General features: G+C 43.9%; 14 protein-coding genes. 5 read left to right on the top strand and 9 right to left on the bottom strand.

Annotated elements, in window-relative coordinates:
• Positions 1-232: 232 nt before the first annotated feature.
• Positions 233-1,549 carry a folylpolyglutamate synthase/dihydrofolate synthase family protein gene (locus QZY09_RS20395; protein ID WP_295675478.1) on the top strand — a complete coding sequence of 439 codons (1,317 nt, stop codon included), beginning with the start codon at positions 233-235 and terminating at the stop codon, positions 1,547-1,549.
• Here the strand turns inward: QZY09_RS20395 and QZY09_RS20390 are convergent, their stop codons facing one another.
• Positions 1,550-2,059 carry a lipocalin-like domain-containing protein gene (locus QZY09_RS20390; RefSeq protein ID WP_295675477.1) on the bottom strand — a complete coding sequence of 170 codons (510 nt, stop codon included), beginning with the start codon at positions 2,057-2,059 and terminating at the stop codon, positions 1,550-1,552.
• A gap of 107 nt (positions 2,060-2,166) precedes the next feature.
• On the opposite strand from QZY09_RS20390, the gene QZY09_RS20385 reads away from it, so the two are divergent.
• From QZY09_RS20385 to QZY09_RS20370, 4 genes are all read left to right on the top strand, one after another.
• A complete protein-coding gene (locus QZY09_RS20385) occupies positions 2,167-2,514 on the top strand; it encodes a helix-turn-helix domain-containing protein (RefSeq protein ID WP_295675475.1) in 348 nt (115 codons plus the stop codon).
• An 87-nt stretch (positions 2,515-2,601) separates the two neighbouring features.
• Complete coding sequence (mgrA, locus tag QZY09_RS20380) at positions 2,602-3,591, top strand: L-glyceraldehyde 3-phosphate reductase (protein WP_295675472.1); 990 nt, start codon at positions 2,602-2,604, stop codon at positions 3,589-3,591.
• Positions 3,592-3,700: 109 nt separating this feature from the next.
• The gene (locus tag QZY09_RS20375; RefSeq protein WP_295675471.1) at positions 3,701-4,690 is read left to right on the top strand and encodes a Gfo/Idh/MocA family oxidoreductase; all 990 of its coding nucleotides are present in this window, start codon (positions 3,701-3,703) and stop codon (positions 4,688-4,690) included.
• Between the two features lie 126 nt (positions 4,691-4,816).
• Complete coding sequence (locus tag QZY09_RS20370; RefSeq protein ID WP_295675468.1) at positions 4,817-5,926, top strand: AI-2E family transporter; 1,110 nt, start codon at positions 4,817-4,819, stop codon at positions 5,924-5,926.
• A gap of 126 nt (positions 5,927-6,052) precedes the next feature.
• Here the strand turns inward: QZY09_RS20370 and QZY09_RS20365 are convergent, their stop codons facing one another.
• From QZY09_RS20365 to QZY09_RS20330, 8 genes are all read right to left on the bottom strand, one after another.
• The gene (locus QZY09_RS20365) at positions 6,053-6,358 is read right to left on the bottom strand and encodes a hypothetical protein (RefSeq protein ID WP_295675466.1); all 306 of its coding nucleotides are present in this window, start codon (positions 6,356-6,358) and stop codon (positions 6,053-6,055) included.
• A 27-nt stretch (positions 6,359-6,385) separates the two neighbouring features.
• Entirely contained in the window at positions 6,386-6,985 is a 600-nt protein-coding gene (locus QZY09_RS20360; protein WP_295675464.1) for a hypothetical protein, read from the bottom strand.
• Positions 6,979-7,218, bottom strand: coding sequence for an Ada metal-binding domain-containing protein (locus QZY09_RS20355; RefSeq protein WP_295675479.1), 240 nt, complete (start codon positions 7,216-7,218; stop codon positions 6,979-6,981). Before QZY09_RS20355 ends, QZY09_RS20360 begins: the two co-directional genes overlap by 7 nt.
• Positions 7,219-7,241: 23 nt before the next feature.
• Entirely contained in the window at positions 7,242-7,949 is a 708-nt protein-coding gene (locus tag QZY09_RS20350; RefSeq protein WP_295675462.1) for a 2OG-Fe(II) oxygenase, read from the bottom strand.
• Between the two features lie 38 nt (positions 7,950-7,987).
• A complete protein-coding gene (locus QZY09_RS20345) occupies positions 7,988-8,836 on the bottom strand; it encodes a methylated-DNA--[protein]-cysteine S-methyltransferase (protein WP_295675459.1) in 849 nt (282 codons plus the stop codon).
• Positions 8,837-9,025: 189 nt separating this feature from the next.
• Positions 9,026-9,835: an NAD(P)-binding domain-containing protein gene (locus tag QZY09_RS20340; protein WP_295675457.1), complete on the bottom strand. Its 810-nt coding sequence runs from the start codon at positions 9,833-9,835 to the stop codon at positions 9,026-9,028.
• A 39-nt stretch (positions 9,836-9,874) separates the two neighbouring features.
• On the bottom strand, positions 9,875-10,153 hold the full coding sequence (locus QZY09_RS20335) for a pyrimidine/purine nucleoside phosphorylase (protein ID WP_096354505.1): 279 nt from the start codon (positions 10,151-10,153) through the stop codon (positions 9,875-9,877).
• A gap of 59 nt (positions 10,154-10,212) precedes the next feature.
• Positions 10,213-10,905 (bottom strand): GNAT family N-acetyltransferase (locus QZY09_RS20330; protein WP_295675454.1); only part of this gene is annotated, 693 nt, incomplete at its 5' end.

The following is a 10,905-nucleotide window of genomic DNA, read 5'->3' as shown; positions in this document are numbered from 1 at the left end:
GCTGGAACTATTGCGACCTTCTGTCTATGACTCCGGAGGAGTTGCCTGTTTATAGCATAAATAGATCAGCTGATGGCTCCGTAGGTGCCTCCTGTTAGCTATTGGTTTTTAAAAGCGATTTCCCTGCCCATTTGTCCTCTATTGCTTCTATTAAAAAAAGATTAAACTAAATTTACGGCTGTTTATGGTCACTATGCCAACGCCAGGCACAATGAACCATGAACTATGATCCATGAACTATAAAGAAACCGTCCAATACCTATACAGCCAGCTACCATTATTTACGCGTGTTGGTGCGTCTGCTTATAAGGCTAATTTGGATAACACTATTGAACTTTGCCGACGCCTGGATGATCCACAGCATCAATTCAAAAGCGTTCATATCGGTGGCACCAATGGCAAGGGTTCAACCTCTCATATGCTGGCCGCTATTTTGCAGACTGCAGGATATAAAACAGGGTTATACACATCGCCTCACCTGAAAGATTTCAGGGAAAGGATCCGGATCAACGGGCAGATGATCAGCGAGCAGGAGGTCATTGATTTTGTGGCCCAGCATCAGCCGGATTTTGAAGAGATCCGCCCTTCTTTTTTTGAAATGACCGTCGGCCTTGCTTTTGATTATTTTGCCCGCGAAAAAGTTGATATTGCCATCATTGAAGTCGGACTGGGCGGAAGGCTGGATTCCACCAATATTGTCACCCCGCTCCTATCCGTCATCACCAATATCGGCTGGGACCATATGAATATTTTGGGTGATACCCTGCCATTGATCGCGGCCGAAAAAGCAGGGATCATCAAGCCGGATATCCCGGTGATCATTGGTGAATACCAGCCGGAAGTAGCGGAGGTTTTTATCACAAAAGCAAAAAAAGAAAACAGCGGGATTTTGTTTGCTTCGGAGATGATTATTGCTGAGAACCAAGAATCAGGAACCAGGAATCAAGACGAAAAAACAAATGAATACCTGGATGTAACTGTTACTTTCCCTCGTGACTCAAGACTCAAGACTTTAGACTTACGCCTTGATTTAACAGGAAGTTATCAGCTTAAAAATGTTAAAACAGTTTTGTACGCTGTTAAAGAACTTTGCCGGCAGGGTTTTATAATTAGCGACGAACATATTTTTACAGGCTTAAGACAGGTGAAAACTTTAACAGGTTTACACGGCCGCTGGGAAGTTTTAAGCAAAAACCCATTAACCATTTGCGATACCGGGCATAACCCCGAAGGAATAAACGAAGTATTGCAAAATATTGCGGCAGTAAAATATGACCATCTTCATTTTGTAATCGGGGTGTTGAACGATAAAGACCTCAGCAAAATATTGGACAAACTTCCAGCTATTGCAACCTATTACTTTTGCAAACCCGATATACCCCGTGGATTAGATGCCGAAAACTTAAAACTGCAGGCAGAAAGCTTTGGATTGAAGGGTGAGGTTTACCTATCAGTAAATGATGCGCTGCATGCGGCCCAACAAAATGCTGGTAAAAACGACTTGGTTTTTGTAGGGGGCAGCACTTTTGTGGTGGCGGAAGTAGTGTAATCATTCCACCTTCTTCCAAACAACCTCTCCTGTTACCGCACTGCCTGTTGTTGGTGTGGGTACAGTATATTTAAAAACACCTCCTATCAAAGTAAAGGGGCGCTTTTGTTGCGTCCCCTCCCAGTTCGGGAAAGAGGCATGCAAAATATTAAAGGTAATGGTATGCGTGGTTCCATCAATCGTATAAGTGCCAAAATGAGTGTTGCAGCCTATTACCGCGGCCCTGTTCTCCTCATCGGTACCTTTACTTTTATCACCTGCTGCAAATTTCGGCCGGCTGTCGCTCATTATTTGTAAGGTATAATTTCCTCTATCGTCAAACACAAGCAGGCCATGCGGATTATCGCCGTAGAGATGCACCCTGCTGCCATCGGCTAATATATTATCAACAAGTACCAATGTGTATGTTCCGGCGATACTACTGCCGCCAGTTTTATTGGTTTCACTACTTTGCGCGATAGCCACACATCCCCAGAAAAGGAAAAAAAGAAGGATCAAAGTTTTTTTCATGCATCAAAAGTAGCTGCTGATATATACATTTGTCAAGTAGGCACAAAAAAGTAACCTGCATACTAAAAAGTTACCCATCTGTTAATCAGGCGAATTATTTTTATACGATGAGTAAAATAACGAAAAGGCCATCAGCCAAATGCGGAATTGATTACGCTTTCCAGCGCATCGGTGGCAAATACAAAGGGCGTGTGCTGTGGCGTTTGCGCGGCGGTGTTTTGCGATACGGAGAGCTGCGGAAAACAGTAACCGGCATTACTGCAAAAATGCTAACCCAGGTTTTGCGTGAGCTGGAAGACGATGGCCTCATCAGCCGGAAAGTTTATGTAGAAGTGCCGCCAAAGGTTGAATATACTTTAACCGATTCGCGTAAGGAGTTGTTGCCTTTTTTATCACTGTTACGGGACTGGGCCAAAGAGCAGATGCTGATTAATGCTGTCGAATCGATGTCGTAAATATCACCTTTTTCACAAAGTATTTGCCCTCTTATCTGTATAAAATTCTATTTTTACATGCCGTCAAAACCGGCAGATTCCCTATTTATGACATACCTTCCATCAACTGAGAGATACAAAAACATGCAATACCGCCGCTGCGGAAAAAGCGGACTGAAACTGCCTGCGGTTTCGTTGGGTTTATGGCACAATTTCGGCGGTGTGGATGCTGCCGAAAATTTCCGCAAGATCCTGCATACCGCTTTTGATAGCGGTATCACCCATTTCGACCTGGCCAACAACTACGGACCGCCACCGGGTTCGGCCGAAACGAATTTCGGGCAGATCTTACATGAGGATTTTAGTGCATACCGGGATGAGATGATCATATCCAGCAAGGCCGGCTATACGATGTGGGATGGCCCCTACGGGGATTGGGGTTCCAAAAAATATTTAGTATCCAGCCTTGACCAAAGTTTGAAAAGGATGCGGCTGGAATATGTTGATATATTTTACCATCACCGCCCCGATCCGGAAACCCCGCTGGAAGAGACCATGGGCGCCCTTGATCTGATCGTACGGCAGGGAAAGGCCCTTTATGCGGGAATTTCCAATTACCCTGCGGATAAAGCTGGCGAAGCTATTTCGATATTAAAAAAACTAGGTACGCCCTGTTTGATCCATCAACCAAAATATTCAATGTTTGAGCGCTGGGTAGAAGGTGGTTTACTTGATGTGCTGGAAAAAGATGGCGTAGGGTGCATCCCTTTTTCGCCATTGGCACAGGGCCTCCTTACAAATAAATACCTGCATGGTATTCCTCAGGATTCAAGAGTTGCCAAATCGGGTGTATTTTTACAAAAAAGTCATGTAACGGATGAACGCATCAGCCAGATCTCAAAGTTAAACGGGATTGCTGTAAAACGCGGGCAAACGCTAGCCCAAATGTCATTGGCCTGGATATTGAAAGATAAGCGTATAACTTCGGTGCTGATAGGCGCCAGCAAACCCGAACAAATCACCGATTCGTTGAAATGTTTGGATAATATTGAGTTTACGATTGAAGAATTGACACAAATTGAAAGCATTTTGAAATAACGGGTGTCACTCTGAGGTGAGCCTGCCCTGAGTTTATCGAAGGGAAGGGCGCGCGTAAAGGCCTTTGCCCGCATGCTTCGAGCGCCTCAGCATGACCCCCACCAATATAATGATGAAAACAATCAACTGGGGAATAATAGGCTGCGGCAACGTAACCGAAAAAAAAAGCGGACCCGCGTTTAATAAAATTGCCGGCAGTACACTTGCCGCAGTAATGCGCCGTGATGCCGAAAAAGCGGCCGACTATGCCCTGCGGCACGGTGTACTCAACTGGTACAGCGATGCCAATGACCTGATGAACCAGGAAGGTTTGAATGCCATTTACATTGCGACGCCACCGGCATCGCATATGGATTACGCTATAACTGCTTTGAAAAAGGGATTTAACGTTTATGTAGAAAAGCCGGTAACACGCAATGCAACCGAAGCCCGGCAAATTGCCGAAGCGGTAAAACAACATCCAAACCAAAAGCTTACCGTTGCGCATTACCGCCGCGCAGTGCCCATGTTTTTGAAAGTAAAACAATTACTTGACAGCGAATTGATAGGCAAAGTGCGCACCGTACAGATCAGGATGTGGCAAAGCCGTAAACCGGCGCTGGTTGCTGACGTTGCCGATAACTGGCGGGTGCAGCCGGAATTATCCGGCGGTGGTTACTTTCATGACCTTGCCCCCCACCAGTTGGATTTGATGCTTTATTATTTTGGCGAACCTGACCGTTACCACGGCTTTTCGTTAAACCAATCAAATGCTACACCGGCTGACGACCACGTTTGCGGAGAGATATTATTTAAAAATAAAGTTGTGGTAAATGGTTCCTGGTGTTTTAATGTTGCTGACAGCCAAACAACGGATACGTGCGAAATGATCGGCACTAAAGGGAAAATAACGTTCCCGTTTTTTGGTAATTACATCAGCTGGAAAACCGATGATGATGAACAAACTTTACACTTTACGCATCCTGAACACATTCAGCAACCCATGATTGAAAAAATAGTTGCTTTTTTTAAAGATGAGGGGCCAAATCCCTGCTCTATTGATGAAGCCGTAACATTGATGGATATTTTGGATGCTTTTACGAGTAAACATGATAGTTAGACACACAAAATACAGCGACCCTACGGTTTTTTAATAAAAAAGCGATTTTACCCGATTATTCTTATCTTCAAACTATTAAATCAATCTGGTGTTCACTGATCATTATATTTAAACCCCTTAATTTTTATGCCGTCGAAAAAAGCAGAACATCCTTTTTACGAAAAACTTTCTTTGGTACTTATCGGCCTTATCGCCCTTGGTTACCTGGTCATCCTTGCCAAAGAAATTCTCGACCCTTTAATTTTCGGCTTTCTGTTTGCCATTTTGTTATTGCCTATAGCCACCTTTTTTGAAAAACGGCTACGGTTTTCGCGGACTTTGTCTTCCCTGTTTTCTATTATCGCACTTTTGGTTTTCATTGGATGTATACTTTACGTAGTAGGTTCGCAAATAGGGAGCCTTGCCAGTGACTGGCCGATGTTAAGGAGCCAGGTAGGCCAATCCGTAAAAGATCTTTCTGAATGGGTGCAACAGGCTTTCCATATCAACGCATCCAAACAAATGGTATATGTTGAGGATACCACAAAAAAGATTATGGCGTCAGGCGGCGAAGTGGTAGGCCAAACTTTTGACGCGGTATCGTCTCTCATGCTATTTTATGTTTTTATCCTGATTTTCACTTTTTTAATTTTGTTATACCGCTCCCTGCTTATCCGCTTTATTGTATGGGTTTTCAGCGATGACCATACTGAAGTGGTGCATGATATTGTTGGAAATATCCAGAGCATTTTAAGGCAATATATCCTTGGATTATTGCTTGAGATGTTTGTAGTGGCTTGCCTCGCCTGCACGTTTTTCTTTTTTATCGGTATTAAATATGCCGTATTGCTTGGCATTATTGTAGCGCTTTTCAACGTTATCCCATACCTGGGCATTTTTACAGCTTTGCTGCTCAGTTCGATAATAACATTTGCCACGGGCAGTGTAAGGGACGCTGCATTGGTAGCGGGAAGTGTACTGCTTATACACGTAGTGGATTCAAATTTTTTATTGCCAACCATTGTCGGATCAAAGGTAAAACTGAATGCACTGGTTACCTTCCTGGGGATTATTATAGGCGAAATGATCTGGGGTTTATCCGGTATGTTCCTCTCCATACCCATGCTGGCCATCACTAAGATCATCTTCGACAGGGTTGACAGCCTGAAACCATGGGGCTATTTATTAGGCAGCGGGCAGGAAGAAAGCAAATCGGCCACTAAAAAAATGAATGCTGTTACAGAAGATAAAACCTGATTTTTCAGGTGAAAGGCGAAAGGTTAAAGGCAAAAGGTACAAAATATTGCAATTTTCGACCAGATGCCACCATATCATAAAAACCTTTTACCTTTTACCTTTCGCCATTAGCCTTTAACCTAAAACTCACCCAACAATCTGCATCACCTTAATTGAAATGGCGATGACATAGGCCAGCAGCACGACGGTATTCACTACCAGCAGCCAGTTCATTTCGGGTTCATTAAATTTTTTGAGGCCGCAGGTGATTAGCAGAAAAAGGAAAGAAATGATGATAATTGCAGGGAATACCAGTTGCCAGGAATAATGAAAGGTTAAATAAATATGCTGCAATTTAGCTTGGTCGCCCTGGAATAACGGTACCATGGCCGCAACCAACAGGATGACAAATACCCTGAGAACAATTTTTGTTACAACTTTACTGACTTTCATTCCAGCGCCAAAATAAAACAAAATTGTTTAATTGTCGCTCAAAACATCCATACAATCCTTACTTAACTGTTTAAGCCGGTTATTTAACGAATAGAGGCCGGGGGTGTTATGGCTCTTTGTATAAAGGTCTTTAATGATATTGAGGGTGTCATCACTTGGGTCGCAGGCCTGGGCCTTTTCCAGGTGCGGCAAAGCCATTTGTACCGCCTTTACATATGCTGCAAACAAACTATCCTTTGCCGCCTTATCATTTGCATCGTTCATTCTTGCTTCAATCTTCTTTGCTTTATCCAAATATAAATAACCCAGCGCCCGGTGCGCCACGTAATAATCGGGCACTGCTGCCGCTACCTTAACATAAAAAACGATTGCCTTATCCGGCTGGCTATCATCTTCGTACATTTTACCTGCCCCGAAATAAAAATTGATCCTTGTTTTTTCCGGCAGTTTGTCAGCATAAGGAATAATGGCCTCTCCCAGCTCCAAAACCTTATCCCGTTCGCCCTGAAACCGCGCCAAATTAAAATCAAGGTATTTGCTGTAAACAGAGTCAGCAGAAAGTACTTGCGCATGCGCAAGCAGTCCGGCAAAGCAAAGAAATACGAATATTAAATACCTTTTTAGCATTTTTTTAGTTGCAACCAATTTTTATAAGCAAAAACCAGACAACGCCCGCATGGCCGGTATCCCATTTCAATTGCTTCTGTTTCCGAGCTAAAGAAAATCCGGTTCTCTGGCTTCATCCTTTTACCGGATGAGCAATTCAAGATACCATATATTTTTAGATTGGCGTTTCCGGCAAAGGTTAATTCCTTTTTATCAAGTAGTATTTTTAAATTCCTGCTGCGTTTAAACGCCATATCGCCTAAAGAAGTATGCCTGATCATGCCGCATCATGAAAAATAATACCCAGGGTATGACGGGTGCCAGCCGTAAGTTCACTTACGCCATGTTTCATATTTACCCGGTAGTAGCCTTTGCTCCCTTTTACCGGCCTGAAATTGGCAGTAAACAGCAGCATATCACCCTTCTGCGGTTTTAGCACGATCGCCTTTGATTGAGCCCTTGGCCTTTGCTCAACCAGTACAAATTCGCCGCCTTCGTAATCTTCTCCCGGCTCATTTAAAAACAGAACCAGTTGCATCGGGAAATACATATCGCCATAAAGGTCCTGGTGCAAGGCATTATAACCACCCTTGCTGTACCGCAATATGAGCGGCGTAGGCCTTAGCTGACCGTTGACATGGCAGTGTTCCAATAATCCAGGCAAGTTGCCGGGGAATTGCTTGTCTATATTTAAAACCCGCATCCAGTTATTGGCAATTGGGGCCAGTTTGGGATAAACACTATCCCGTAACTGTTGTACGATGCCGGGCAGTGGATATTGGTAATATTTGTATTCCCCTAAGCCATAACCATGATGCTCCATAATAATCGTTTTTCGGTACAAGTTATCATCGCTATATTGATCAACAAGTTCATCACACTCCGCACCCGTTAAAATATTGGCTGCCGAGGCGAAGCCTTTTTCATTCATTCCTTCTACTAGACGGCTCCAATCCAAACTGTCAATTCTTTCTTTTAAATCCATATTTACTATTCAAAAAATAAATAATCACCCTAATCAACTCAACCTACCAAACTCAACTGCGCCGCTTCCCAGCCAATAATGGCCGATTTGCGGGTAGCACCCCAATGATATTGCCCAAACTCGCCGGTTGATTTGATAACCCTGTGGCAGGGGATCAAAAACGCCACCGGGTTATCTCCTACCGCGCTGCCAACTGCCCTGCTTGCTGTCGGCTGTTTAATGGCTTTTGCTACGGATGCATAGGTAGTTAAACCACCAACCGGGATATTCAATAAAGCTTCCCAAACTTTCAACTGAAAATTGGTGCCTTTTAAATGCAGTTTGATATTGGATAAATGCGACCAGTCATTTTTAAAAATGAACAATGCATCCTGCTGGGCGGCGTCAACCATTTGGCTGTAGCCGGCATTAGGGAATTGTGCCTGCAATTGATTAAAAGCCCCGTCCCTGTCATCTGCAAATGCCATATAGCAAATACCTTTAGGGGTTGAGGCAACGATGATATTGCCAAACGGACTTTCGGCAAAGCTGTAATTGATGTGCAGCGATTTGCCGCCGTTTTTATATTCAGCGGGGGTCATGCCCTCCATATTGATGAACAGGTCATGCAGGCGGCCGGTACCGGACAGGCCCGTTTCAAAAGCAGTATCAAATAAGGTGGCCTGGTCGTTTTTTAAGATGCCTTTGGCATAATCCAGGCTTAAATACTGAAGGAATTTTTTGGGGCTGATACCGGCCCAGTCGGTAAACAAACGCTGAAAATGGAAAGGGCTTAGGTTTACCTTTTCCGCAACTTCATCCAGGTTGGGTTGCTCTTTAAAATTTTGTTTGATATAATTTATCGCTTCCGCTACGCGCCCGTAATTGATGATTTCCTGTGTGCTCATGATCTGATTATTTAACAGCACAAATGTACTTGTGCGCAATACGGGATAAAACCCGGTTCTTGCTTTGTTTATTGTCTGAACTAAGATTTTTAGTTAGTAATTTATTTTTAACGAAACTCAAGATGGCTTCGCCGTTCGTAAGATTTTTAGGATTATAAGATTGGTATAGGGGAATTATACCAGCCTTTATCAACTAACAAACCCATCCGAAATAGCCATACTTCTCTCTACCCCAGCTTCTACTGCCTGCAATAAATCCTTGCTTTTTTCAAGGTTGATTAGTATCGCCTCAGTAATTCCGCCGGGAGTGGCCATTTTATGCACATAATCGTCCGCTTCCTTGTCTGATGAAAATTCAGGGACGACGCCTTTTGCCCATACGTAAATGTGCCGGATAATAGCATAAGCGGGTTTAATATCGATTGGAGTAATTTCAACGTCTATCCCCAGCTTTTTAGCCAGGACAAGCGCCGCAGGCAAACAAAACCCCACGGTAAAATAATGCATTTCCTGCTCTTCGTTTAAAATCGTTGGCTCAAATCCGCTTGCTGTAATGATCCGGTTCACTGTTTCATTAAACGGGTAAATAGCAGCCATGGCTTTGTTTTGGCGGATGGTATCCGGCCCGCTGGTCATGATCCGGCATACGTTTTCACCAAAAACCTCCTCCAGGCTGGTTAAGGGGACACCCGCCATCCCCGATACAAATAAGGTATCCGCGCCGATTGTTGTTATTTTAAAATCAATAAAGCTTTGGGGACGGATGAATATAAATACAATATCCGCAGCCGTACATAGTTCTTCAACCGGTACTACGCTATCGGTCAGCCCCAGATCGGCAATTATCCTTTCAGTATTAGCGTTTCCCTTGTAAGCAATCAGCAGATTATCTGGCGACAAAAAGGACTTAAAAAAAACCTGCACCATCGTCAGCCCCAGGTGACCAGCCCCGATAATGCCGATCTTTAAATCAGAAAGCTGTTTTTTTCCCAAGGGCATAAATTATCAACCTAAATAAACATTAAAAAATGCGCTGTACTATCCGTAATAGCAGATATAGGCGACATCACTTTCGCACAATACGTCGAATTTGGTATCCGCCGGGATATGCAATACCTCGTCAACCCCGGTTTTAACCCAATCTTTTCCGGGTAACCTGGTGCCGAAAACGCCTGATATGATCTTAATCGTTTCTTTTGCGGTTGCGCCGAACTGGTAAGTGCCCGCCTGCATTACGCCAACGGTGGCATAGCCTTTTTCAGTTTCTAAACCCAGGCTTTGCACGTTGCCTTCAAAATAGGTATTGTGTTTGATCATCGTTTTAATTTTTTGTAAATATAGTTTCCCGGAAACGGATATGGATACCCGATTTAAAATTAAGCCGGTTTCCGCATCTTTACGATGCCCAAAACCTCGCCATCAGGTAATGGGGCATCGATCCTTTTAATAGCCTCATACCCCATTACGGTATAGAGCGGCACACCCGGTAAAGTTGCGCCCAATTCAAAACTGGCAAAGCCATTTTCTTTTGCAGCGGCTTCGCAAACGTTGATGATCAGCGTGCCTATCCCCTGCCGGGCATGATCCGGGTGCACAAAAAATGCGCGGATGCGGGATGCGTCTGTTTTTGGATCAAGTAAAGGGTCTTCTATTTCTTTATGCTGGTCGCCGCCGTACAGGGTATTGCGCTTGCTCCATCCGCCGCAGCCCACTATCGTTCCGTCCAATTCAGCGATAAAGTAGGTACCGTCGGTAACCAACTGCGTATCCACCCCAAAAACATATTTGATGGCGCTTTCTATCTGGCCGGGGATATAATAAGCGGTGCTTAAGCCACGGACAGATAGTGCGATCATTTCATTTAGCGCAGGGATATCAGCAAAGGTAGCGGGGCGCGTGGTAAATGGCATATAACGGTTTACAATCATTTTAACTGGAAATTTGTAGCGTTGACTTGTCCTAAAAAAAGTTGACTGATTTTTAATAAATAAAGATAGTACATTATTGTTGTTTGTTTGTCCTGTTAAGATGTGGGTAACGCGCAGCGTTATCCACATCTTAACAGGTTT

Source organism: uncultured Mucilaginibacter sp., assembly GCF_903913935.1.
Taxonomy (GTDB): Bacteria; Bacteroidota; Bacteroidia; order Sphingobacteriales; family Sphingobacteriaceae; genus Mucilaginibacter.
The sequence above is the reverse complement of the archived record's forward strand: the minus strand, read 5'-3'. Positions and strand labels throughout refer to the sequence as shown.